Here is a 24,244-nt window from a genome sequence, read left to right as displayed (position 1 = left end):
ACCGGCAGGGTTCGAAGCGGAACGAGGACGACCGAAGCTGAGGAGCAAGGGTGCGACGCAGAAGTCTGTTGACGGGTTCGGTGGGGCTGGCCGCCGCCGGGGCGCTGGTGCCGGGAGCGAGTGCCCTGGCGGCCGGCCCGGAGGCGGCGCACGCCTCCGGGCGCCGGGTGCGCACGGGGTTCGACGCGCTGCGCCGCAGCGGCTACGCCTCGCTGCGCGGACGCCGGGTGGGCATCATCTCCAACCCCACCGGGGTCGACGAGCGACTGCGGCACGTGGTGGACGTGATGACCGGCGACGGGAAGGTGGACCTGGTCGCCGTCTTCGGTCCCGAGCACGGCTTCCGCGGCACCTCGCAGGCGGGCGAGGGCGAGGACTACTTCGTCGACGAGAAGACCGGCCTGCCGGTCTACAACGCGTACAACGACACCTCCACGATGCGCGAGCTCTTCGCCGAACTGCGCCTGGACGCCGTGGTGTTCGACATCCAGGACGTGGGTTCGCGTTTCTACACCTACATCTGGACGATGTGCCTCGCGCTGGAGGCCGCCGCCGAACTGGGGCTGCGCTTCGTGGTGCTGGACCGGCCCAACCCGCTCTCCGGGCGGGAGGCCACCGGCCCCGTGCTCGACCCGAAGCACTCCTCCTTCGTCGGGCTCAAGCCCATCGCCCAGCAGCACGGGATGACGGTCGGCGAGCTGGCGACGCTCTTCAACGAGACGTTCGTGCCCGAGGACACCGGGGGCAAGAAGGCGGAGCTGCACGTCGAACGGCTCACGGGCTGGCGCCGCCGGGACCGCTGGGAGGACACCGGCCTGCCGTGGGTCGCACCCTCGCCGAACATGCCGACGCCGGCCACCGCGCGCATCTACCCGGGCACCGGCTGGTTCGAGGCGTCCGCACTGTCCGAGGGGCGCGGGACCACCCAGCCGTTCCAGCTGCTGGGCGCCCCGGACGTCGACCACCGCTGGCAGGAGGCGCTCTCCGCCCGCAAGCTGCCCGGAGTCGCCTTCCGGGAGGCGTACTTCAAGCCCACCTTCTCCAAGTGGGCGGACAAGTCCTGCGGCGGCGTGGAGGTGCAGATCACCGACGACACCGCGCTGGACCCGATCCGCACCGCGGTGGCGCTGCTGGTGGACCAGCGGCGGATCTTCCCCGACTACGGATGGCGCAGCCAGGACGGCGACGGCGCGTACTGGCTGGACAAGCTCAGCGGCAACGCCAAGGTGCGGCTGGCGATCGAGCAGGGCGCGGACGTCGACGACGTCACCGCGATCTGGCAGCGCGATCTGCGCGCCTTCCGCCGACTGCGGGAGGCGCACCTGCTCTACCGCTGATCCCCCGGACCGGCGCCCCCGCCGATCCGCCCTGCCGCCACCGCGAGCCCCCGCTCGCCCGCCCCGCCGAGAGAACGGTCGTCGCCCATGAACGGTCAGCAGGATCCGTCGAGTTCGCGTACGGACGCAGTGGGGCGGCGACGTTTCCTGTACGGCGCCGGGGCGCTGGGCGCTGGGCTCGCCGGGCTGCTCGCGACGACCGGCCCGGCCGCCGGTGCTCACCCCCGAGGACGTCCGGTTTCCGCGCGTCGCACGGCGGTTGCGCCGCGGCAGACCGCAGCAGGTCGGACTGGTGCCGGGGCACATCGCACGCATCGCCGAGGAGGCAGAGACCTTCCTGAGCGCCGGCCCGGGGCGGCCCGCCCCCTCCTTCCCGGGGTGTGTGCTGCTCGCGGCGAAGGACGGCGTCATCGTGGCCCATCGCGCGCTGGGTCACGCGGTGCGTTACGAACGCTGGGACGAGGAGCGCGAGGAGGCCGTCGAGCTTCCGCCCGGCAGCCGGGTCCCGATGGCCGAGGACACGATCTTCGACCTGGCGTCGGTGACCAAGCTCTTCACCTCCCTGCTCGCCGTGCAGCTCGCCGAGCAGCGGCTGATCTCGCTGGACGATCCGGCCGCCCGCCATCTGCCCGAGTTCGCCGCCACCGACAGCGCCAAATCGGCGATCACCGTACGGCAGTTGCTGACGCACCAGTCGGGGATGGTGTCCTGGATCGACCTGTACGCGCTGCCGGACAACGAGGCACGGTACGCGGCGATCTACGCCTCCGAGTTGGAGACGCCGCCGGGCACCGCCCACACCTACTCCGATCTCAACATGATCTCCCTCGGCCGACTGATGGAACGCGTCACCGGGCGCACGCTGGACACCCTGGTCGCCGAGCGCCTGACCGGTCCGCTCGGGATGCGCGACACCTGCTTCAACCCGCCCGAGGCGCTGCACGCGCGGGTCGCCGCCACCGAGTGGCAGCCGGGCACGGACCGCGGCATGGTGCGCGGCACCGTGCATGACGAGAACGCCTGGGCACTGGGCGGCGTCGCGGGCCACGCCGGGCTGTTCTCCACCGCCCGCGATCTGGCCGCCTTCGGTCAACTCATGGCCAACGGCGGGCGTTACGGCCGCACCAGAATCCTCTCGGAGGAGTCGGTGCGGGAGGTGCTCACCGACCACAGCGCACCGCTGGGCGCCTCGCCGCGCGGCCTGGGCTGGCAGGTGGACCAGCGTTTCTACATGGACGCCCTGACCACAGCGGTCACCACGGGCCACACCGGCTACACCGGCACCTGCCTGGTCGTCGACCCTGTCGCGGGCACCGTCTTCGTCCTGCTGACCAACCGCGTCCACCCCACCCGCGAACGCGGCACCGAGAGCGGCTACCGGCGGCTGCCCGCCCGGGCCTTCGCCCGCGCCGTCCCCGTCCGTCCGGTCTCCGGCCGCACCTCCTGGCGCGCGGAGCCGACGGCGGAGGCCGCAGCGACCCTGACCGCACCGCTGCCCGCACTGCGGGGCCCGGCACGCGCGTACTTCCGGCTCTGGTACGACACCGAACCCGAGGTGGACCGGGGCACGTTCGAGCGGTCCGAGGACGGCGGGCGCAGCTGGACGCCGGTGGCGTTCACCCTGCGCGGCGGGGCCCACCGCTGGCGCAGCGAGGGCGGGTTCGCCGGCTGGTCCGGTCGGCGGTGGCTGGTCGCCGCCGCGGAGCTGCCGGCCACCACCACCCATCTGCGCTGGACATACACCACCGACGGCGACAACCAGGGGCGGGGCGTGTACGTCGACGGGATGCGGGTGAGCGTCGCCGGCCGGCCGGTCTTCGACGAGGCCCGCCCCGCCGACGCCTCGCTGCTGGAGGCCGACCGCTGGCGCCGCTCCACCGACTGAGGGGCCCCGTACGGGAGTTGGGCGCGGCCGTCGCGTGCGGGAGCGGGCGGCGGTCGACTGCGCGACGCCGAAGCGGGCTCGGGAGATCGCGGACGCTCACCGGCGGGCACCGGCAGGCACCGGCAGGCACCGGCAGGCACCGGCGGGCAGGCGTACGACACGGGGACGTACGCGCCTGCGGCGACGCCTCGTCACAGGCCGGGCAGCGCGTCCTGCTCGACCTCGTGCTGCTCCGGGGCGGGCGCCAGGCGCATCCGCAGCTTCCGCCGGCAGTCCCTGCCCAGCCCCCACCGGCGCGACATCGGGTCGCGCAGCGGCTGGCCGCACATCCGGCACGGCACCGGGGCGGTTCCGGTCACCTTCGGGACCTCGACGGGCAGTTCGGCGGCTGAGGACATCCGCCCAGGATGACCGATCACCCCCGCCCGGCAAAGCCCCCACCGTCTCGGAACGGAGAGGGGCGTCCGTACCGGAGGGAGGAGGAAGCGCACCGTCGCGAGGTACGTCGACTCGCGGGCGGACGGCTTCCCTCTGACTCGGCGCACCTTCGCGAGCGTGCAACCCCGCTCCCGGGCGAGCCGGTCGCAGTGTCGAAGCGGCTCGGGGCACGCGGACGCGCGCATCAGGCTGAGTGTGCGGCACGTGCGGCCCGTCGCGGACGCGTGTGCGGGCACATGCGGCTCGTGGCGGACGATCGCCGACGGCAGACGATGCGGAGGTGGTGTGAAGCGCCTGCTGCTCCCCGAGAACTCCCTGGCGGTCCGAAACAGCTTCCGGCCGCCCTCGGTTCGCCTCGGTGGGACGAGGCCGAGAGCGGCCGAATCAGCTGGAAAACCTGGTCAGCACATGGTCGGGCGCATGACCTCGTAGGCGCTGCCCCAGTTGGCGCAGCCCGGGTCGGAGTGGCCGTACCAGTTGTGACCGAACTCGTGCGCCGCCAGCAGCGCGAAGTCGCTCACCATGGTGGAGAGCATGATGCGCTGGCCCTGGCCCCAGTTGCAGCCGACCACGTTGGTGGCATCGCCGCAGCCCTGGACGTAACCGCCGGTGCACTCGACCGGAGTGCCGCTGGAGGGCGTCTCGTTGGCCTCGCCCCAGAAGTTGGCGCCCTGACGGATCGGGGCCTCCATGCCGGCGCAGGAGGCGGTGATGTGGTAGCTCCAGGCTGCCTTGGTCTTCTTGGCCTCACCCTTGGCCGGAGGGGCGGCGTCGGTGAGGTTGCCGGTGGCGAAGCCGTCGCCGGCGTCGGACACGATCGTGGCGTGGGCGGTGCTGCCCGGCGCCACGGCACTTGCGGTGCCGGCGAAGGCGAACGCCATCGCGACCGCGAGGAAGGGGGTGACGAGTCTTCGAACCAGTTTCGACATGGTGTCGACGTCTCCTCGACTAGTGGGGGGAGGACATCGTCCGCGATGGTTCGGGCCCTGGACGACATCGCACGAGCCGGGCCCGAACTGCTACCCGTTGTTGGATCGGACCGCACAGTACCGGCGCCGGGAGCGGTCGCCAAGACGTCTCACCGCATCAGTTTGTGCATTCAACTCCCTTTGAATTAAAGGGAGTTGGCACCTATCTCACACTACGGACCGGTGCCGGGACGGAGCGCGGCACCGGGTGGAGGAAAGCGCCTGCATTGGTCTATGCCAAGCAGGTGGTCCTCGGTACTGTCGACAACGGCCGACGGCCCCACCCGAACCCGCCACGCGCCCACCCCTGCCGGATGTGCCGCTGCCGGCAGCCCGGCGGTTTCTCCTCTCCCCACTCGCCCCCACCGCCGCCGGTCAGAGAGGAACACAGTGAAGTTCGGCAAGAAGAGTTCGGCGGTTCTGGCCGCCGCCTGTCTGGTCGCCTCCCTCGGGACAGCGTCCGCGTACGCCGACGAGCCCGCCTCCCCGCCGCAGGCCGCCCGGGCCGCGCAGGTGGCGCTGGAGGAAGTGGCGGACGCCGAGAGCCCCACCGCCGGCGCCCCGGGCCCCGACGACTCGCTGTGGATCGCCGAACGCGCGGGCACCGTACGGGTGCTGAGCGACGGCGGTCTCGGCGAGCCGGTGCTCGACATCAGCGAGGAGACCACCATCGATGCCGAGCGCGGCCTGCTCGGCATCGCCTTCGACCACGACCTCGCGCACTTCTACATCTCCTACACCGACCTCGAGGGCACCAGCACCATCGACGAGTTCGCAGTCGTCGACGGCGCGCTGGACCAGGAGTCGCGACGCACCGTCCTCACCCAGGAGCAGCCGTACAGCAACCACAACGGCGGTGACATCAAATTCGGGCCGGACGGCTACCTCTACATCGCCTTCGGCGACGGCGGCTCGGGCGGCGACCCGCACGGCCACGGCCAGAGCCTGGACACCCTGCTCGGCAAGATCCTGCGCATCGACCCCAGCGGCGGCGACCCGTACTCCATACCGGAGGACAACCCCTTCGTCGACAACGCCGAGGCGAAGGACGAGATCTGGTCCTACGGCCTGCGCAACCCCTGGCGGTTCTCCTTCGACTCCGCGACCGGCGACATGCTGATCGGCGACGTCGGCCAGACCGACTGGGAGGAGATCGACTGGGCCCCCGCGGACAGCAAGGGCGGGGAGAACTACGGCTGGTCGGAGATGGAGGGCACCCACCCCTTCCGCGGCGGCACCGAGCCCGAGAACCACGTGCCCCCGGTGTTCGAGTACGACCGCAGCGGCCTCGGCTGCTCGGTGACCGGCGGCTTCGTCTACAACGGTTCGGCCATCCCGGATCTGGTGGGCCAGTACGTCTACAGCGACTACTGCGACGGCACCGCCCGCACGCTGAGGATCGAGAACGGCGAGGTCACCGAGGAGGGCGATCTCGGCGTCAACGGCGGCGAGGTCATCTCGATCGTCCAGGACGGTGACGGCGAGCTGTACCTGCTGGCCATCGGCGGCACCATCAGCCGCATCACCCCCGCCTGACGGCCTCGCGAGCCCGTCGCGGACAGCGACGGGCGCGCGGCGGACAGGGGGACGGACACGCTGCTCGGGCGCGCGGTCGCAGACAACTGCGGCCGCGCGCCTGCGCGTTGACGACGCCGCGGGCGGCCCGCGCAGGCGAAGTCGGCCCGGCACCGGCGGGCGCCCCGGCAGCAGCGAGTACGAGCCGATGCGCGGCGTACGCGGACCGATGCGTCGGCGTACGCCGTACACGGCCGGCCGCTGGGCGCGCACCCTCGCCCGCCGCCCCGGGGCGGCGGGCGGCTGCGACCGCGAGCGGCCCGCGACCGCCGGCTCGACGCCGGTGGTCGCGGGCCGCTCGCCTCGCCGATGGGGGTGCGTGCGGCCCGAGCCGGATGCACCACACCTCCCGCGACGGCTCACGCCACGGGCAGGTGCCCCCGTACGGTGTCGGCGAACTCGCCCGGCTCGTCGGGCAGTTCGTCACCGCGCCAGGCGACGTGGCCGTCGGGACGCACCAGCACCCAACGCCTCTCGTAGAGCGAGGCGAGCACGTCGCGGTCGGTGCCGCCGGTGGTGCCGGCCGCCCGGCTCCGGTGCACCGCCAGCGGGACGCCGCGCTCGGCAAAGGCACGCTCCAGTCCGGCGGTGCCGCCGCCGTCCGCACCGCCGGCGCCGCCGCCGGCTCCGTCCGGGCCGAATCCGAGCAGGACGTAGCCGCGGCCGAAGAGGTCGAGGGTGGAGGTGGAGTCGTCCCACCAGGCGTGGGCGGCGCGGTAGCCGGGCTCGCTGCCGGGCCGCCAGTCCTCGTCGGGCTTGCCCTCGCGGACCGGTACCCGGGGGTCCTCGACGATCGCCGAGGAGCGGTAACGCAGTCCGAAGTGGATCTGCGGGGCGTCGAACTCCCTCGGTGCACCGCTGTTCCGCAGACGGTCGGCCATCGCGGCGCGCGCCTGCTCGCCCTCGGGCCCGTCGAGGTGGATCTCCGGGGGAACCTCGCGGCGCATGGTGCGCTCCAGGTTGGCGTTGGCCTCCTCCAGGCTCTGAACCGCGATCGGCCTGCGGTCGGCGTCGTAGGTGTCGAGCAGGTGGTCGCCGCCCCAGCCCCGGAGGGTGGCGGCGAGCTTCCAGCCGAGGTCGGCCGCGTCCGCGATGCCGGTGTTGAGACCGAAACCGCCGGAGGGCGAGAGGGTGTGGGCGGCGTCGCCGGAGAGGAAGACGCGACCGGCACGGTAGCGGTCGGCGACACGGTGGGTCAGATGCCACTCGCCGTCGCTCAGCAGCTCGACCGGTGTGTCGACCGCGAGCGCGTCCTTGACCAGGGACAGGGCGTCGGCCCGGCCGGCGGAGTTCTCGTCGTCGATGGTGTCCGGGTCGACTCCGACCACCAGGTTGAACAGGTCGCTGCCGTTGAGCGAGCGCAGCGGGAAGCGCAGCGTGGTGGAGAGCATCAGGAAGTACACCAACGCGGCACGGTCGCCGAGCTGTTGGGCCAGTTCCGGGGCGCGGAAGAGGATGTTGCGGAAGATCTGCTTGCGGTGCCGGGCGGGGGCGTCGATGCCGCAGGAGCGGCGGATCGGGGAGGACGCGCCGTCGCAGGCGACCAGGTAGCGGGCGTGCAGGGTGTGGGTGGTGCCGCTCGCGTGGTCGGTGACGGTGGCCGTCACACGGTCCTCGCCGTCGGTCACGTCGTCGACGGTGGTGCGCAGCCGCAGCGGCCCGTTCGGATGGACGCCGACGGCCTTGGTGAGCACCGGGTTGAGCCAGTGGGCCGGGCAGATCTGGTCCGGCTCGGGGGTGTGCGCGAAGGCGGGGCGGTCGGCGGCGGTGCCGCGGCGGTAGCGGAACACCTCGTGCCCGCCGACCTGGGTCACCCAGGCGATGTCCAGCGGGTGGTCGGCCGGCCAGCCGGCGTTGCGCACGGCGTCGGCCACTCCCCACCTGCGGAACAGCTCCATCGAACGGGGGCCGATCGTACTGACTTTGGGGTGCCTGACCTCGCCGTTGCCGGCGTCGGCGATCACGCAGTCGATCCCCCGGTACTTCAGGTCGAGCGCCAACGCCATCCCGACCGGGCCTCCGCCCACGATCAGCACGTCGGTCCACTCATCGGAACGCGTCATCTGCTCTCTTCCTCTCTCCTGCTTCCGTCCAGCTCCTGCGGGCCCGGCAGCCGCGGCAAACTCGCCGCGCGCGCCGGGTGGTCGGCGCACCCGGGGCGGCCGGTGTGCCGGGAGAGCCCATCCCTCCCGGCACACCGGCCGCCGCCCGCTACGCCGGGTGGGGCGTGGGCCTCACGCGGTCTTCGGACGCTCTGCGGTGACCAGCAGGCAGCCGAAGTCGTCGACTCCCTCCAGGTCGGACGGCTTGAAGGTGCCGTCGTCGAAGAAGTTGCCCTCGTCCAGGGCCACCGGGCGGTCCTCGACCGCGCCGAGCTTGGCGACCTCGTCGGCCAGGCGCAGCGTGGTCTCCTCGGTGACGTCGACCACGGCCAGCGAGCGCAGCCCGGCGCGGTGCAGCATCGGGATGTAGTCCTCGAGGTCGGCCGTGGTGGACATCAGGCCCTCGCAGAACTTGTCGATGCCCTCGTGGCGGACCTCCTTGCGCGGGAAGCGCTCGAAGATGTCGGTGAGGACCAGCCGGCCGCCCGGACGCAGGACCCGCCGCACCTCGCGGAGCACCTGCTCGCGGTCGGGCATGTGGCACAGCGACTCCAGCGCCATCACGGCGTCGAAGGAGTCGTCGGGGAAGTCCAGCTTCATCGCGTCGGCGTGCTGGAAGACGGCGCGCTCGGAGGCTCCGGCCTCGGCGGCGAGCCGGTTGGCGGCCTTGATCTGCTCCTGGCTGATGCTGATGCCGGTCAGCCGCGCGCCGGTGCGCTCGACCAGCCGCAGTCCGGGCCCGCCGACGCCGCAACCGAGGTCCAGGACGTGGGAGTTCTCGTCGACCTTCAGCCGCTCGATGAAGACGTCGGTGAGCCGGTCCATCGCCTCCTCGATGGTGGCGGTGGAGTCGGGGGTGTCCCAGTAGCCGATGTGGACGTTGGTGTTGAAGGTGCCGTCGCTCATCGCGCTCACGGTCAGCCGGTCGTAGAGCTTGCCGACGTCTCCGGGCACGGGCAGCTTCTGGGCGGTCTCGCTCATGGGTTGGGCCTCTCTCGGTTCGGGTGGTGCGGTGCGAAGGGTGGGGGTTCGGTGCCGCCGGCCCGGCGGGTGCCGACCGGCGGAGCAGGTGCCGGGAGCCGGTGCTAGGAGCCGGAGTGCCGGCTCTTCTCGATGCGCAGGCAGTGGTCGTACTCCGGGAGCAGCCCGCGCTCGCGGGCCTCCTCCAGGGTGGGAGCGGCGCGGTCCCGGTCCGAGAGCACCGGCTCGACGCCGCTGGGCAGCGGCAGGTTCAGCGCGGGGTCCAGGAAGTCCAGGGCGAGTTCGTTGGCCGGCACATAGCTGTCGGAGAGCATGTACGACATGACGGTGTCGTCCTCCAGCGCCACGAAGGCGTGGCCGAAGCCGACCGGGATGTAGCTGGCGCGGTGGTGCTGCTGGTCCATCAGGACCGAGTCGCACCTGCCGAAGGTGGGCGAGCCGACCCGTATGTCGACCACGATGTCGAGCGCGCTGCCGCGGGCGCAGTAGACGTACTTCGCGGTGCCGGGAGGCGTGAGGGTGTAGTGGACACCGCGCACCACGCCCTGCCGGGACACGCTGTGGTTGGTCTGCGCGACGGGGAAGAGCGGGCTCCCGTGCGCGCGGGTGAACGCCTCCTCCTGGTACGGCGAGAGGAACTGCCCGCGTGCGTCGGGGAAGACGCGCGGAGTGAACTCGATCGCGCCTTCGACCGCGAGTGGCCGTGCTTCCATCACTGCTCCCGTGACTCGGTGTGGGACTGGACTGCTGCGGTGGGCTGGACTGCTGCGGTGGACCGGACCCGCGACCCGACTGCGGTCGCCGGCCGGGTGGTTCAGAGGGTCTCCAGGACTTCGCGCACCGCGTGGACGACCTTGTCCTGGCGGTCGGGGTCGAGGGCCGGGTACATCGGCAGCGAGAAGATCTCGCCGGCCAGCGCCTCGGTGACGGGCAGTGAGCCGGCCTTGCAGTCGAGGTGCGCGAAGCCGCTCATGGTGTGGATCGGCCACGGGTAGCTGATGTTGAGGTTGATGTCGTACGTCTTCAGCCGCTCGATGATGTCGTCGCGGCGGGGATGGCGGACGACGTAGACGTAGTAGACGTGCTCGTTGCCGGGGACGATGCGGGGCAGTTGGAGGGCGGTGTCGCCCAGGCCCTCGGCGTAGCGCCTCGCGACGTCCCGGCGTCCCTCGACGTAGCTGTCCAGGCGGGTGAGCTTGCGTCGCAGGATCTCGGCCTGCACCTCGTCCAGGCGGCTGTTGTGGGCCGGGGTGCTGACTGTGTAGTACTGCTTGTCCATGCCGTAGTAGCGCAGCCTGCGCATCCGGGCCTCGACCTCGGGGTCGGAGGTGAGGGTGGCGCCGCCGTCGCCGTAGGCGCCCAGCACCTTGGTGGGGTAGAAGGAGAAGGCCGCCGCGTCTCCGGTGGAACCGGCGACGACGCCGCTCTGCCGGGCGCCGTGCGCCTGGGCGCAGTCCTCCAGCACCGCCAGGCCGTGCCGGTCGGCGATCTCCTTGACGGCGGACATGTTCACGCACTGCCCGTACAGGTGCACCGGCAGGATGCAGCGGGTGCGGTCGGTGATGGCCGCTTCCAACTGGTCGGTGTCCATGAGGAAGTCGTCCTCGCGGACGTCGACGAAGACGGTCCTGGCGCCGGTGGAGTCGATGGCGACCACGGTGGGCGCGGCCGTGTTGGAGACGGTGATGACCTCGTCGCCGGGGCCGACACCCAGGGCCTGGAGGCCGAGCTTGATGGCGTTGGTCCCGTTGTCGACGCCGACGCAGTGGTCGACGCCGTGGTACGCGGCGAACTCGCGCTCGAAGCCGAGCACGCTCTCGCCGAGCACGAGGCGGCCGGAGCCGAACACCTGCTGCACGGCGTCGAGGATGTCCTCGCGCTCGTTCTCGTACTCCGTCAGGTATTCCCAAACCTGGGTCGTCATCTCTCCGCCTTTCCTGAGCTGTGGTGAATGCCTGCGCGTGGGGCCCTGCGCCGGCCGTGGCCGCGCGGGGTCTGTCCGAGGGGGTGCTGCGGGTCGCTCACCGGTGGTCCTGCTGCCGCACCAGTGCACGCACGGTGCGGCGGATTCCTTCGTCGAGCGGGATCCGGGGCTGCCATCCGGTCGCCGTCCGGAAGGCCGTGGAGTCCAGCGTCACGCTGGCGAAGTCCGTCGCGGGGGCGTGCCCGGGCGGCTCCACCGCCTCCACCGCGACGGGCGGGCGGCCGGTCTCCTCGGCGACGGCGGTGGCGATCAGCCGGAAGGCATCACCGAGTCGGTCGCCTCGGCCGGCGCCGATGAGGTGGTGGCCGCCGATCAGCGCCTCCGGGTGATCGAGGGCGGCGAGGAACGCCGCCGCGACGTCCTCCACGTGCACCAGGTCGCGCCGTACGGTGCCGTCGTGCCACATGGTCAGGGTCTGGTCGGCGACCGCCCGCCGGGCCATTCCGGAGATGACGCCGCGGTCGCCGCCGCCGGCGCTCTCGCCGAAGATCGTGGGCAGTCGCAGTGCGACACCGCGCACCAGCCCCTCGGCGGTCGCTTTCTTGAGCAGCTCCTCGGCGGCCAACTTCTGCTTGTCGTAGGCGGTTTCGGGACGGTCTGGCTCCTCGCCGTCGAGCGGCTCCCTGGGCGGGACGCCGACCTGTGAGGCGGCGCCGGCCCAGACGACCAGCGGCGGGCGGCCGTCGGCCCGCGCGGGCCGCAGCACCTGCACCAGATCGCGCATGACACCGACGTTGACCCGTTCCACGCCCGGATCGTTCTCGGCGGCGCGCCAGCCGCCCTCGCCCAGCAGCAGATGGACGACGGCGTCGGATCCCGCCACGGCCCCGGCGAGGGCGTCGCGGTCGGTCAGGTCCGCGGTGACCGCGGTCGACTCGGCCGGACCTTCGGGCAGGGCGCACTGCCGTCGGGCGACCGCCCGCAGCCGGATCGGCCGCTGCGCCAGTGCGCGCAGGACGGTCGAGCCGACGAAACCGGAGGCGCCGAGCACGGTGATCAGGGGTGCGGGGCCGGGTGTGCGCGGCATGTCACTTCCTTCCTCGGGTCCCGGCCGCCATCGCGTGCAGGCAGGCCAGGAGGGTGCGGGCTTCGACGTTGACGTAGTGGCCGTGGCCGGTGAGGGTGCTGAGCTGTGCGGGGGTGGCCCACAGGAAGCCGGGGGGCGGGTCGAGGGCTGCCGGATGCTCGCCCGCGTCGACGACGAGATAGCGGCTGCGGGCGTTGAGGAACCGGCCGCCCTCCTCGGAGTGCACCGCCCGGTAGAGGACGCGCGAGTCGGGTGCGTCCAACACGTGGTCCAGGAAGAGTGGTTGGTCGGCAGCGGGCAGATGGGCGTGGTTGCCGGGCGTGGCCTGCACGGTCGGTGCGAACTCGACGGTGTCGAGGAACCCGCCCTCGGCCACGGCCCGTACCAGTACGTGCCGCACCCCGGCGATCTCCCGGGTGAGGAAGGCGGTGACGCCGAGGCCCACCGGCTCGATCAGCGGCTGCGTCCAGCTGACCCGCTCGCGGTTGCTGCCGCGCACCGCGACGGCGACGACCCTGAAGTAGCGCCCCTCCTCGTGCTCGATCGTCTCCGCGCCCTGCTTCCACCCCTCGACCGAGGCGAGCGGCAGCCGTCGCACCTGGATGTCGTGGCGGGAGCGCTCACCGGTGAACCACGAGAGCAGCTGGGTGTCGGAGTGCAGCGCGCGCCCGTCGGGGTCCTCGGTGGGCAGGCAGGACAGTACGGTCCTGGCGTTCATGTTGACGGTCTCGTCCGCGTGCAGGAGGTCCGCGATCTGACCGAGCGTCAGCCAGCAGTAGTCCTCCGGGACCTCGACCTCCTCGACGGTCTCGACGCACATGTTGCGGTTGGTCTTGCGGTAGAACCAGGAACCCTGCTCGGACTGGAGGACGTCGACGACGACCCGGTCGGGATCGGGCTGGAAGAAGTGGTCGATCAGCTTGACGTCGGTGCCGCGGTGGGCGCGGGTGTAGTTGCTCCGGGTGGCCTGCACCGTCGGGGAGAGCTGGAGGACGTTCGGGTTGCCGGGCTCCATCTTGGCCTGCATCAGGAAGTGCAGGACCCCGTCGAACTCCTTCGCCAGAATGCCGAGGATGCCGACCTCGGGCTGACGGATGACGGGCTGCTGCCACCGCCGGCTCGGCCCGTCGCCGTAGGGGCCGTCGCGCTCGACGACGTCCATGCCCTCCACGGTGAAGAAGCGTCCGCTGCGGTGCACGACGTTGCCGGTGGTCTCCTCGAAGCGCCACTGGTCCAGTTCGTCGAAGGCGATCCGGTCCACGTGGAAGTCGCCCGCCGCGCGCCGCTCCTCGAGCCAGGGCTGCACGTCCTCGGTCCGCATGTGCGCGCCCTCGGTGGTCGCCGCCGACAGCGCCAGACGTGCGGCGAGTTCGCGGTGGTGCCGCGGACGCAGGGTCGCGGCACCGCCCTCGAGCACGGCGACGGGGGACGTGCCGTGCGGCGGCGCGTCCGGCTCTGCGGGCGGCGGACTGTGGCGGAGTGTCATCGGGAAGCTCCCTGTCTGCGGTTCGGTGACCGCACGGGGTGCGGTGCGGGAGGAGCGGCGGCGGACCGTCGGCCGTGGCGCGGGGCGTCGCGCGGTGGCCGCCGGGCGCGGGACCGGCGCCCGGGCGGTCGGCTCAGCGGCGCCTGGCGGTGATCAGCGCATAGCCGGCCTGCGGATGGGCGCCGAAGGTCTCCATCAGGTCGGCGGCGGAAGCGAGTTGGGCCGCTCCCTGCGGGTCGGGCAACTGCCCGGACAGCCCGCGGAACGCCTCGGCGGCGTGCCCGAAGCTGGGCCGGACCTGCTCGCCGATGTCGGTGAGTTCCAGCACCTCCCAGCCGGCGGCCTCCAGCTGTTCGCGGTGCTCCTCGACGGTGCTGATGCGGGCGATCTCGTAGACGTCGAGCATTCCCTCCAGCAGCTCCCGATCGGCTCCGGTGAACGGCTCCCGCAGGCACAGGTCCGCGATCACCAGTCGGCCGCCGGGGCGTACGACACGGTGCAGCTCCCGCAGTGCGGGGGTCTGGTCGGCGAGGTGGAGCAGGGTCTCGATGGCCATCGCCGAGGCGAACCCGCCCTCCTCGAAAGGCAGTTCGCGCACGTCGGCGAGGCGGAAGTCCAGCCGGTCGGCAGCCGGTGACTTCTTGGCCAGGTCCGTGGCGCCCGCCACCTGCTGGGCGTTGACGTTGATGCCGGTGACCCGGACGTCGTGCGCCTCGGCGACGCGCAGCGCGGGGTGGCCGTTGCCGCAGCCCACGTCCAGCAGGTGGTCTCCCGCGGCCGGTGCCGTCCGGGCGGCGACGAGGTCGGTGAGCCGGTCGGTGGCCTCGATCAGGGTCAGGTCCCGGGTCTCGTCCGTCCAGTAGCCCACGTGGATGTTGCCGCCGAGTGCGGTGGTCGCGCCCGCGTCGGCGAACACGTCGTAGGTCTCGCTGACCGCCCCTGCCGGGGCGTCGGACTGCTGGCTCATGGTCGGTTCCTCTCGTGGGCCCGCGGGCCGGGGTGTGGCGCTGTCTCGGGGAGTGCTGGGGCGGTTGCCGGTCACCGGCGGTGCGGCCGGATCAACCGGCCGCCCCCGGTGGGGCGTTGGGGTCCAGGACCAGCCGGGAGGGGCCGTGGAAGATCATGTCGTCGGCGTACTCGACCTCTGCCGTTCCTTCGCAGAGCCCCGGCAGGCCCTCGAGAACCGCGCGCAGTCCGATCTCGGCCTCGACCCTGGCGAGGGTGGCGCCCAGGCAGTAGTGGACGCCCAGGCCGAAGGTCAGATGCCGGTCCGCGGGGCGTGTGATGTCCAGTGCGTCGGGGTCGGGGAAGCGCGAGGCGTCGCGGTTGGCCGAGCCGAGCATCGCCACGACACGGCTGCCGCGCGGCACCTCGACGCCGCCGAGCACGGTGTCCTCGTAGACCCACCGGGTCACCGCCTGCACCGGGGCGTCCCAGCGCAGGATCTCCTCGACGGCGGGGCCGGTGGCAGCCCGGTCGGCGAGGAGCGCCTCGCGCACCCCGGGTCGGGCGCGCAGCGCGAGTACGGCCTTGCCGAGGAAGTTGGTGGTGGTCTCGTGCCCGGCGGTCAGGAGGTGGACGCAGGTCCCGACGATCCCCTCCTCGCTCACCGGGGCGCCGCCGTCCCCGGCACTTACGAGCAGTGTGAGCAGGTCGTCGCTCTCGGACTGGCGGCGGCGGCCGATCTCCCGGCGGAAGTAGAGGTCGAACTCGGCGGCTGCGGACTCGGCGCGCTCACGTCCGCCCTCGGCGAGCCGGCTGGAGCTGGCCTCCTGGAGCGCCACCGCGCGGTCGCGCAGCCAGTCGCGGTCCTCCCGGGCGATGCCCAGCAGTTCGGTGACGACCAGGATCGGCAGCGGCGCGGCGAAGCTCTCCACGAAGTCGACCGGCCCGCGGGCGCGGGCGATCGGCTCCAGCAGCGACTGGGCGATCTCGGCGATGCGCGGGCGCAGCCCGGCGACGACCGAGGGCGAGAACTCGCGGTTGAGGAGCGAACGCAGCCGGGTGTGCTTCGGCGGGTCGAGGAAGACCAGCCAGTTCTCGACGATGGTGCGCAGCGCGCGGAACTCCGCGGGCACGGGTACGGGCGCCGCCTCGGGGTTGCCGGAGGCGACGCGGGCGTCGCGGCCGAACCGGCGGTGGGTGAGCACCCGGACGCACTCGTCGTAGCCGAAGAGGTAGTAGGTGTCCGGCTGCCCCGGCTCCGACTCCGTGCGGTGCACCGGCGCACTGTCGAGGTAGCGCCGGTAGACCGGGTACGGGTTCGCGAGGTCCTCGCCGCTCCAGCCCTTCAGGCCGAACCGGGGCAGCGTCCCGGGTGGTGGCATGTGATCTCTCCTTCGGGCAACGTCTCGGGTGGACGGGCGGATTGGTGGGGGCGGACGGGCCGGGGCGCCGGGCCGAGGCGCCGCTAAGGGCCGGCCGCCCGTCGGAAGTGGTCGGCCCAGAAGGCGCTCATCTCGCCGACCCGGGCCGGCACCACGGGCAACTTGGCGCAGTCGGCGGCGAGTTGGTCCAAACGCGCGGCGATGCTGCGGCGTGCCACGTCGGGCCGGGCGAGGGGTACCGGCACCTCCGTCAGCTCGAAGGAGGGCCCTGCCGTACGGCCCCTGCGGCCGGAGGGCATGGTCACCAGCAGTTCGGCCAGTGGCCGCATCAGACCGGTCATCATGTCGATCGCGCCGTTCATCAGGTCCGACCGCCGCAGGCTGGCGTCCGGCTGCTCGCCGAAGTGCTGGACCATCAGTTGGAGCGCCATGAAGTACGCCCGGTTGAACAGCTCCATCACCGCACGGGCGTCGGGGTCGGTCACCGTCTCCTTGGCCGGGTTGCCGCGCTCCAGCGTCGGGTTGCGGAGGACCGGGTACGCCGGGTTCCAGGGTTCGCGCAGCCGTCCTTCGGTCTTCGCCTCGCGCAGCAGCGCCGCGATGCGCAGGAAGGAGACGTAGTGCGACTGCTCGGGCGCCGCCTCGTCCTGCGGTCCGAGGACGCCGCCCTCGCCCTGCTCGGTGATGACGTCGATGGCGAACAGCGCGCTGGACAGGTCGTCGACCTCGAGCTGGTAGTCGGGGTGGTCGCGGTTGACCGACTCCCGCAGGAAGAGGTGGTGTTCGCCGCCTCCCCGGCCCCGCTCGACCAGGAACAGGCCGGGCACCCGCCGCAGCCCCTCCCGGATCTCCGCGTACAGCTCGCTGAGCGAGGCGTACCGCAGCCGCTCGCCCTGTTCGCCCTCCGAAGCCGGCTCGGCGGCGGAGGTACGCCCCTCGTCCGGCCCGCCGCGGCGTACGTCCCCGACCAGCTCCTCGGGGCGCTCGATCTGGAGGAACCGCTCGACGCTCCCCGGCCCCAGGCGCTCCAGGCAGAAGTCCAGCGGGACCGGAATCTCCCCGTTGACGGTGCCGAAGTCGATCCGGGGGATGTGGAAGGGCTCCCCCACGGCGGTCAGGATGTTGTTGACCAGGAGAAAGTGGATCATCTCCTCCCGGGCGATGCCCATCAGCATGCTGCGTACGCCCTCGTCGAGGGTCTCGCCGCCGTCGCCGCAGGCCAGCCGCAGCTGTTCGGGCGTCCAGATCCCCCTGCGGACGTACTCCGCGCCCGCGCCGTGGGTGGGCACCGAGTAGGCGGCGTAGAGGTACTGGACCATCACTGCCAGCTCGATGGCGGCGGCCTCGCGCAGCACCCGCACCAACTGCTCGCGGGTGGTGATCCGTTCGGCGGCCGGCTGGGTCGCGGGCTCGGTGGTCAGCAGCTCCTCGGGCGCCTGCTGGGCCCGCAGGAAGGCGAGCAGCAACCGGGACTTGGGCGCCGACAGGTCGCGCGTGGGCGGCATGTAGTACGTGGTGGCCTTGTTGCGCGGGTCGCACATCTGCCAGATGAGCTTGGCGTAGGTCTCCACCTTGCAGCGGTCCGCGAGGCTGAAGACCTCGGCCTTCATGAACGAGTAGAGGTGCTCGTAGTACGCGAAGACCTCGCGGTAGACCAGGCCGAAGTCGGCCTGCTCGGGGCCGATTCCGTCCAGGTGCCAGTCGTCGGGCAGAACCCGCAGCGAGAGGTGGCCCGCGCCCGACCAGTAGCCGAGCGCGTCGTCGTGGTCGAAGGCCAGTCGCGCCGATCCCTCCGCTGCCGGGTCGCACGGCAGCTGCTGGCCCCGGACGGAGAACAGCAGCCGCGACGTACCGGCCCGCGCGCCGCGCAGGGTGAACAGAGCGCGACCCTGCCGGTCGGTGTCCAGGGTGCAGCCGTCGGCCCAGTCGCCGTCGGTGTCCCGGCCGCCGGCGCGCATCCGGACGATCTCGACATCGGTGCTCCGCGCCGCGGCCGAGCGCGCGGCCGGATCGCGGGGCAGGGCGCGGGGGTTGAAGAACTGGCGCACCGCGATCCCGTTCACCGGGGCGGGGCGTCCGCGGACGAAGGCCCGCAGCTCCACCTCGACGTCGTGCTCGGCGTCGGTGGCCACGCCTCTGGGGTCTCTGGGGTCTCTGGGGTGTTCCAGGATGAGGGCGGCCTCGTCGGCCTGGAGGTTGACCTCGCGTTCGCGCAGCAGCGTCACCGGGCCCTGCGGGCCGTCGCCGACCAGGCAGAGAGCCTGGTCGGCGACGGCGGCGCCCGGAAGCAGGGCGGGCACCGACACGACGCCTGACGCGCGGTCGTACTCCTGCCCCAGGTACGCCGCCCGGGGGATGCGGGCGACCAACTCGCCGCCCGCGGTGCGCAGTTCGAGGTCGCCGAGGTCGACCCGCGCGGGTACGGGAGCGGGTGCGGGCTGCGCGCCGGGAGCGGGCGGGGCAGCCGCCGGCAGCGGCTCGGTGGGCAGCGCGGTGACCATGTTCAGGGTGACCAGGTCGTCGGTCACCTCGACGGTGAGGTTGTGCGGTCCGCCGGCGGGCCGCTGCTCGCGGCGCCCCGGGACCAGGAGCCGGCCCGCGGGGTGGGTGCGCGGTTCGCTCCGGTGCCAGGGCGCGATCGTGCCGCGCAGCTGCCAGCGGCCCGGCGTGTCGGGCACCCGCGGGGCGGCGAGGTGGCTGAGGGCGAACTGGACGACCAGTCCGTCCGCCTCGCCGCCCTCGACGAGGTCGCGCAGCCGGGCCACCACCGGGGAGGCGTCGGCCTCCTGGAGCCAGCGCAGTTCGTCCTCGCGGTCGACCACGAATTGGTGGACCACCGAACGGTTCAGCCTGTCGGCGAGCCAGTGCCCCTCGCTCTGCGGACCGGTGCGCACATGTCCGGTGTGGTGCCAGCGCGGCGGGTGGAAGCCGCGTACGGCGCCGCCGGCCATGTAGCCGACGTCGTGCGAGCGGCCGGAGCGGCCGAAGGAGAACTGTCCGACCATCAGCGTGGTGGTCCAGGGGGACGCGGGGTCGAGGTCGAAGACCCGCGCCCGGTTCACGGTGGTGGCCAGGTACTCGTTGTAGTGCCCCCACATGTCGACCGCGCGGCCGACGGCGGCGTCCTCGGTGTCGAGCGCGCCCGCACTGCCCTCGACCGCCGCGATACGGGCGTCGACGGCGAAGTGGCCGTTGCCGGCGAAGTCCTCGCCCTTGGCCGCGTTGAACCCGCCCTCGGGAGCGGGGCGTCCGGTGGCGTCGTAGCGCGCTCCGATGCGGTCGAGGTGGTCGTGGTACTCGGTCGGGGGCCGGTCGGCGGGGAAGGGCTGTCCGTCCTCGGTCAGAGCGGTGTTCGTCGCGAGGTCGACGAGGCCGCTGCGGAGACCGGTGGGCAGATGCGTCGTCGCCGTCCCGCGGAAGTGCAGCCGCGGCAGGTCGAAGAGGCTCACGGGCGCTTCTCCGTTCCCGTCGCCCGCATGGCGAACACTCGGCTGGTGCGCGGCTCGTACCACTCGATCTGGTGCGCCACGTCGATGGCCGACTCGATGGCGCCCTCGATCCAGGCGGGCTTGGAGGAGCAGTGCTCGCCGGCGAAGAAGAGCCCGCGCTGCGGCCGGGCGGCCTCGCGCTGCTCTGCTTCGCGCAGCGACGCCTCCTGCCGCCAGCGCACGGTGGCCGCGCCGCGCGACCAGCGGTGCGTGCCCCAGGCCCGGCCGCTGATCGCCAGCACCATGCCGGGGCGGCGCAACTCCGGGTGCATGACGCTCAGTTCCTTGACGATCAGCGCGTCCCGCTCGGTGTCGCTGAGCTCGCTGAGTGCGTCGGCGTCCGGGCCGAGGGTGTAGCTGGCCAGCAGTACGGCGCCCTGCTCCGGCTCGCTCTCCACCGGCGGGTAGTACGTCTGCCGCACGTGGCCGCCGGTGAACGAGGCGCCGCCGGTGATGCCGTCCTTCTCCCAGAACGGCTCGCGGCAGTGGAAGGCGATCTTCGTGCCCGGCCAGTACTTCGTCTCGTTGACGATGTCCAGCTTCTCCTGGTCGAAGCCGGTCAGCCGCATTCCCCTGAGCACGGAGAACGGCACGGTGCACACGACGTAGTCGCATTTGCGCACCACGGTCCTGATGCCCCGGCGGATGCGCAGGTCGACACCGTCCTCGCCGACGTCGATGCCGACGACCTCCTGGCCGGTCATCACATTTCCCCGGATGCGGGAGGCCAGGCGACGGGGCAGCGCGTCCATGCCGTTGCCCAGCCGCACGATCGTGGAGGAGGACTCGTCCAGCACGTCGTCCAGGAAGCGCTCCAGGCGCGGCGGGCAGAACGAGCGCACCTGCGGGTGGTCGGCGAAGAAGGCGTGCAGATCGATCCGGTTGCCGGCGCCGCCGGAGAGGTAGGGCTCCAGGTCGATGTGGTCGATCAGGTTGAGCAGCTCCACACCGATCTCGTGCCGGAGTTCGGCGTAGAACTGGCGCGGTGCGATGGCGCGGATGCTGGCGTCCAGCCACGCGCCGAAGAGCAGGGTGCGCTCGCCGTAGTCGCGGCGGGGCAGCCCGGCCGCGAACTCCTCGATCAGCGGCTTGTGGGCGTCCCGCACGCGCAGGTACCCGTCCGAACTCGGCAGATAGGCCGCGTCGTCGGAGAAGAGGGTGCGGAACTCGCGCACCTGGTTCTGCAGGCCGAGCTCGGCGATGTAGTGCATGGTCAGCCGGTGGCCGGCGGGGATGCGCATCGCGCCGAGTTCCGCGGCCGGACCGCTGCGTCCGCGGTGGGAGAAGCGGTGGGTGTGCACCCTGCCACCGATGTCGTGGCTGCCCTCGATCACCTCCACCTGGTGGCCGAGGCGCTCCAGCTCGTAGGCCGCGACAAGTCCGGCGACACCGGCGCCGACGACGGTGACCCGCTTCGGGCCGTCGAACGCGCTGTTCAGCCCGTCGATCTCCTGCAGGGATGCCGTCACAGGTGTCCTCCAGTACGCGGTGTCCTAAGGCCGGGAGCATGTCCTGGGTGCCGGCGGAGCCCATCTGGGCCTGCGACGGTTCGGGCGCTGCCGGGAATGCCTGGTCGTCATGGTTTCGCGGGGAGAGCGCTCCCATATCCCCCAGCGGGCCCGCGGACGCATGGTTTGACCGACCCCTCGAACCTGCACACCGGGCAATCGAACGGCCCCACCCTGCGCGATCGTGCGGGATTTTCCGCGGACGCGCCGGTAGCACCTGTTCGGGGGTGATGCTGGCGGCCGAGGCCGGACGGACGCGCCCCCGCAGGGCGCCGCTGCCGAACCGGCACGGTGAAGGTGACCCACGGACCCGACGGAGGCGACGTTGACGCGAGTGTTGATCGCGACCACACCGGCACAGGGACACGTCGTCAGCATGCTGGAGGTGGCGCACGAGCTGACCCGTCGCGGTCACGAGGTGCGCTGGTACACCGGCCGGGCCTTCCGGCGGCAGGTGGAGCAGACCGGCGCCGGCTTCGAGCCGATGAGCGAGGAGTTGGACTTCGGCGGCAGGAGCCGTGAGGAGGCCTTCCCCAGCCACGCCGGCCTGAGCGGGTTGAAGAACTTCAAGATCGGTGTGCGGGACATCTTCTACCGCACGGCTCCGGCCCAGATGGAGGAACTGTTGGCGATCCTGGAGCGCTTCCCCGCGGACTGCATCCTGGGCGACGACATGTGCTACGGCGCCGCGTTCGCCAGCGAGCGCTCCGGCTTGCCGCTGGGCTGGCTGGCCAACTCCATCTACATCCTGGGCAGTCGGGACACCGCCCCCATCGGCCGCGGGGTGCCGCCGAGTTCGACGCCGCTGGGCCGGCTGCGCAACGCCCTGATGACCTTCGTCAGCGACCGGATCGCGATGCGGGACATGCGCAGGGAGGCCGATCTCACCCGTGATTCGGTGGGTCTGCCCAGACTCGGCACCAGCGCCATGGAGAACATCGCACGTCCGCCGGCGCTCTATCTGGTCGGTACCGTCCCCTCCTTCGAGTACCCGCGCAGCGATCTGCACCCCGGGACCCACTTCGTGGGCGGGCTGATCGGCCTGCCGCCGGAGGAGTTCGAACCGCCCGCGTGGTGGGGGGAGTTGGAGGAGGACCGCCCGGTCGTCCTCATCACCCAGGGCACCACCGCCAACGACGTGGAGTGGCTGCTGGCCTCGGCCGTGCGGGCGCTCGCCGACCAGGACGCGCTGGTCGTCGTCACCACCGGAACCGATCTGGACGTGGACAAGCTGAGCCCGCTGCCGGACAACGTCCGCCTGGAGCGCTTCGTCCCCTACCACCACCTGCTGCCGCACGTGGACGTGTTGCTCACCAACGGCGGCTACAACGGCGTCAACGCCGCACTGGCCCACGGCGTTCCGCTCGTGGTGACCCCCAGCTCCGAGGAGAAGCCCGACGTCGCGGCGCGCGCGCAGTGGGCCGGCGTCGGGGTCGTGGTGAAGAAGGCCGCTGTGTCCGAGGAGAGCCTGAACAAGGCCGTACGGACCGTGCTGACCGACGAAAGCTACCGCCGCCGCGCCCAGGAGCTGGCGCAGGAGTTCCGCAACAGCGACGCCCCGCGCAGGGCCGCCGATCTCATCGAGTCAATGGCCGATTCACAGGGCCAGATTCCCACCGGAGGTGTCACACATTGAACGCCAGGACCCCGACCGAGAAGCAGGCCTCGGGCTGCCCCGTCGACCACTCGGGGGCGACGGATCCGATGGAGCCTCCGATCACCGACATGCCGGTGGACCCGGGCCCCTTCGACGTCATGCCGGCGCTTCTGGTCGCCGCCAAGGTGGCACCGGTCATCAGGATCCCCTACCTGGACAAGCAGGCGTGGGTGGTCTGCGAGGAGAAGCTCGTCCGTGAGGCGCTGACCCACCCCATGCTCGCCAAGGACATCACCCTCGTACCGGAGTGGATGCGCAAGCCGGGGCTGATGCTCGGTTCGCAGCCCGACCCCGAGTACGCCCGCACCATGATCATGAGCGACGGCGAGCACCACGCCCGTATCCGCCGCCTGCACTCCGGTGTGCTGAGCCCCCGCAACACCGAGAGGTGGGGCGAGCGGGTCGGCGAGAAGGTCGACGGCTTCCTGGACATCCTGGAGGCGTCCGCCACCGGGGATTCCGCCGAGGTCAACGTGGTGACCGACTACACCCACCACATCCCGCTGGCGTTCATCTCCGAGATGCTCGGCCTGCCGCCCGAGGCGCGCAAGCAGCTGCGCGACATCACCGACGTCATCCTCTACTCCTCGGACTATCCGGCGCGCACCGCCTCCGTCCGCGCGCTCTACGAGGCCGTCGAGGGCTGGGTGCACAACCCCGAGCCGCTGGAGGAGGGCGTCATCACCGGCCTGTTGGCCGCCTCCGACGGCCCGGAAGCCAAGGTGACCGAGGGCGAGGTCGTCGTCTGGGCGCTGGCGATGATCATCACCGGGTACGAGACCACCGGCAGCCTCATCTCGGCCTCGATCTACGAGGCGATCCGCCGCCCCGTCGAGGAGCGGCCGAAGACCGACGCCGAGATCAACGCCTGGGTGGAGGAGACGCTGCGGGTGCACCCGCCGTTCCCGCACCCGACCTGGCGCTTCCCGCTGGAGGACGTCGTTCTGGGCGGCTACCTCATTCCCAAGGGCGAGCCGGTGCAGGTCAATCTGGCCGCCGCCAACCGGGACGAGGACGAGGGCGCGGACTGCTTCGATCCGGCCCGCGGCGGCCAGGGCCATCTGACCTTCGGCCTCGGCATGCACTACTGCATCGGTGCCTCGCTGGCCCGGCTCGAGGCGCAGATCGCGCTGAGCGGCTTCCTGCGCCGCTTCCCCAACGCCCGTCTGACGGACGAGGGTTCGGTCCAGTGGGAGTCGGAGTGGATGATCCGCCGCATGGCGGTGCTGCCCGCGACGCTCGGCTGATCCACCGGCCGCACCACCCCGCCGCTCCCCCGCCTCCCCGGACGCCCAGGCGGCTCCGGGGAGGCGCCGGGGCGCTTCGGTCCTCGCGCACGGCGCTTCCCGAACCTGTGAGCGGCAGCCCCGCGCCGTCGCCGTTCCCCGGCCGCGCCACCCCTCGCTCGTTGCCCTCCCCACCGCACGCACACAGCTCCGCCGCACCACGCTCCACGGTCATCACCGGCGGATCCCCCTCGC

General features: G+C 72.1%; 17 protein-coding genes. 5 read left to right on the top strand and 12 right to left on the bottom strand.

Annotation, left to right across the window (positions count from 1 at the left end):
* The first annotated feature begins 50 nt into the window (after window positions 1–50).
* Both JGS22_RS25355 and JGS22_RS25350 read left to right on the top strand, forming a co-directional pair.
* Window positions 51–1,337: an exo-beta-N-acetylmuramidase NamZ family protein gene (locus JGS22_RS25355; RefSeq protein WP_211043426.1), complete on the top strand. Its 1,287-nt coding sequence runs from the start codon at window positions 51–53 to the stop codon at window positions 1,335–1,337.
* 292 nt (window positions 1,338–1,629) lie between these two features.
* Window positions 1,630–3,222 carry a serine hydrolase domain-containing protein gene (locus JGS22_RS25350; RefSeq protein ID WP_216815167.1) on the top strand — a complete coding sequence of 531 codons (1,593 nt, stop codon included), beginning with the start codon at window positions 1,630–1,632 and terminating at the stop codon, window positions 3,220–3,222.
* 191 nt (window positions 3,223–3,413) lie between these two features.
* On the opposite strand, the gene JGS22_RS25345 is transcribed toward JGS22_RS25350, so the two are convergent.
* Together JGS22_RS25345 and JGS22_RS25340 are read right to left on the bottom strand one after the other, a co-directional pair.
* On the bottom strand, window positions 3,414–3,620 hold the full coding sequence (locus JGS22_RS25345) for a DUF6011 domain-containing protein (protein WP_211042931.1): 207 nt from the start codon (window positions 3,618–3,620) through the stop codon (window positions 3,414–3,416).
* 441 nt (window positions 3,621–4,061) lie between these two features.
* A complete protein-coding gene (locus JGS22_RS25340) occupies window positions 4,062–4,589 on the bottom strand; it encodes a hypothetical protein (protein WP_211042933.1) in 528 nt (175 codons plus the stop codon).
* Window positions 4,590–5,018: 429 nt separating this feature from the next.
* Here JGS22_RS25340 and JGS22_RS25335 point away from each other — a divergent pair, with 429 nt between their 5' ends.
* A complete protein-coding gene (locus JGS22_RS25335; protein WP_308405888.1) occupies window positions 5,019–6,164 on the top strand; it encodes a PQQ-dependent sugar dehydrogenase in 1,146 nt (381 codons plus the stop codon).
* A 398-nt stretch (window positions 6,165–6,562) separates the two neighbouring features.
* Here JGS22_RS25335 and JGS22_RS25330 read toward each other — a convergent pair whose 3' ends face one another.
* The 10 genes from JGS22_RS25330 to JGS22_RS25285 form a co-directional block, all read right to left on the bottom strand.
* Window positions 6,563–8,266, bottom strand: a complete 1,704-nt coding sequence (locus JGS22_RS25330) for an FAD-dependent monooxygenase (protein WP_211042937.1) — start codon at window positions 8,264–8,266, stop codon at window positions 6,563–6,565.
* Window positions 8,267–8,437: 171 nt separating this feature from the next.
* Complete coding sequence (locus tag JGS22_RS25325; RefSeq protein ID WP_211042939.1) at window positions 8,438–9,286, bottom strand: SAM-dependent methyltransferase; 849 nt, start codon at window positions 9,284–9,286, stop codon at window positions 8,438–8,440.
* Between the two features lie 104 nt (window positions 9,287–9,390).
* The gene (locus tag JGS22_RS25320) at window positions 9,391–9,999 is read right to left on the bottom strand and encodes a dTDP-4-dehydrorhamnose 3,5-epimerase family protein (protein WP_211042942.1); all 609 of its coding nucleotides are present in this window, start codon (window positions 9,997–9,999) and stop codon (window positions 9,391–9,393) included.
* Window positions 10,000–10,100: 101 nt separating this feature from the next.
* The gene (locus JGS22_RS25315; RefSeq protein WP_211042943.1) at window positions 10,101–11,210 is read right to left on the bottom strand and encodes a DegT/DnrJ/EryC1/StrS family aminotransferase; all 1,110 of its coding nucleotides are present in this window, start codon (window positions 11,208–11,210) and stop codon (window positions 10,101–10,103) included.
* Between the two features lie 97 nt (window positions 11,211–11,307).
* On the bottom strand, window positions 11,308–12,297 hold the full coding sequence (locus JGS22_RS25310; protein ID WP_211042945.1) for an NAD-dependent epimerase/dehydratase family protein: 990 nt from the start codon (window positions 12,295–12,297) through the stop codon (window positions 11,308–11,310).
* 1 nt (window position 12,298) lies between these two features.
* The gene (locus JGS22_RS25305) at window positions 12,299–13,783 is read right to left on the bottom strand and encodes an NDP-hexose 2,3-dehydratase family protein (protein ID WP_211042947.1); all 1,485 of its coding nucleotides are present in this window, start codon (window positions 13,781–13,783) and stop codon (window positions 12,299–12,301) included.
* A 133-nt stretch (window positions 13,784–13,916) separates the two neighbouring features.
* Entirely contained in the window at window positions 13,917–14,750 is an 834-nt protein-coding gene (locus tag JGS22_RS25300) for a class I SAM-dependent methyltransferase (RefSeq protein WP_211042949.1), read from the bottom strand.
* A gap of 91 nt (window positions 14,751–14,841) precedes the next feature.
* The gene (locus tag JGS22_RS25295) at window positions 14,842–16,110 is read right to left on the bottom strand and encodes a cytochrome P450 (RefSeq protein ID WP_216815166.1); all 1,269 of its coding nucleotides are present in this window, start codon (window positions 16,108–16,110) and stop codon (window positions 14,842–14,844) included.
* A gap of 83 nt (window positions 16,111–16,193) precedes the next feature.
* The gene (locus JGS22_RS25290; RefSeq protein WP_216815165.1) at window positions 16,194–19,559 is read right to left on the bottom strand and encodes a ferritin-like domain-containing protein; all 3,366 of its coding nucleotides are present in this window, start codon (window positions 19,557–19,559) and stop codon (window positions 16,194–16,196) included.
* On the bottom strand, window positions 19,556–21,067 hold the full coding sequence (locus tag JGS22_RS25285; protein WP_211040402.1) for a flavin monoamine oxidase family protein: 1,512 nt from the start codon (window positions 21,065–21,067) through the stop codon (window positions 19,556–19,558). Before JGS22_RS25285 ends, JGS22_RS25290 begins: the two co-directional genes overlap by 4 nt.
* A 373-nt stretch (window positions 21,068–21,440) precedes the next feature.
* Between JGS22_RS25285 and JGS22_RS25280 the strand changes: the two genes are divergently transcribed.
* Together JGS22_RS25280 and JGS22_RS25275 are read left to right on the top strand one after the other, a co-directional pair.
* Window positions 21,441–22,742: a glycosyltransferase gene (locus JGS22_RS25280; RefSeq protein ID WP_211040424.1), complete on the top strand. Its 1,302-nt coding sequence runs from the start codon at window positions 21,441–21,443 to the stop codon at window positions 22,740–22,742.
* Complete coding sequence (locus JGS22_RS25275) at window positions 22,739–24,010, top strand: cytochrome P450 (RefSeq protein ID WP_236074342.1); 1,272 nt, start codon at window positions 22,739–22,741, stop codon at window positions 24,008–24,010. Before JGS22_RS25280 ends, JGS22_RS25275 begins: the two co-directional genes overlap by 4 nt.
* Window positions 24,011–24,244: the final 234 nt, after the last annotated feature.

It is taken from the genome of Streptomyces tardus, from assembly GCF_018101125.2.
GTDB lineage: Bacteria > Actinomycetota > Actinomycetes > Streptomycetales > Streptomycetaceae > Streptomyces > Streptomyces tardus.
This window is presented reverse-complemented; position numbering and strand designations above follow the sequence as displayed.

What these genes read in the sequence shown, in the direction of transcription:
- JGS22_RS25315 (WP_211042943.1), bottom strand. Translation starts at nt 11,210, where the DNA reads ATGACGACCCAGGTTTGGGAATACCTGACGGAGTACGAGAACGAGCGC.
- JGS22_RS25305 (WP_211042947.1), bottom strand. Translation starts at nt 13,783, where the DNA reads ATGACACTCCGCCACAGTCCGCCGCCCGCAGAGCCGGACGCGCCGCCG.
- JGS22_RS25340 (WP_211042933.1), bottom strand. Translation starts at nt 4,589, where the DNA reads ATGTCGAAACTGGTTCGAAGACTCGTCACCCCCTTCCTCGCGGTCGCG.
- JGS22_RS25295 (WP_216815166.1), bottom strand. Translation starts at nt 16,110, where the DNA reads ATGCCACCACCCGGGACGCTGCCCCGGTTCGGCCTGAAGGGCTGGAGC.
- JGS22_RS25325 (WP_211042939.1), bottom strand. Translation starts at nt 9,286, where the DNA reads ATGAGCGAGACCGCCCAGAAGCTGCCCGTGCCCGGAGACGTCGGCAAG.
- JGS22_RS25300 (WP_211042949.1), bottom strand. Translation starts at nt 14,750, where the DNA reads ATGAGCCAGCAGTCCGACGCCCCGGCAGGGGCGGTCAGCGAGACCTAC.
- JGS22_RS25345 (WP_211042931.1), bottom strand. Translation starts at nt 3,620, where the DNA reads ATGTCCTCAGCCGCCGAACTGCCCGTCGAGGTCCCGAAGGTGACCGGA.
- JGS22_RS25320 (WP_211042942.1), bottom strand. Translation starts at nt 9,999, where the DNA reads ATGGAAGCACGGCCACTCGCGGTCGAAGGCGCGATCGAGTTCACTCCG.
- JGS22_RS25310 (WP_211042945.1), bottom strand. Translation starts at nt 12,297, where the DNA reads ATGCCGCGCACACCCGGCCCCGCACCCCTGATCACCGTGCTCGGCGCC.
- JGS22_RS25330 (WP_211042937.1), bottom strand. Translation starts at nt 8,266, where the DNA reads ATGACGCGTTCCGATGAGTGGACCGACGTGCTGATCGTGGGCGGAGGC.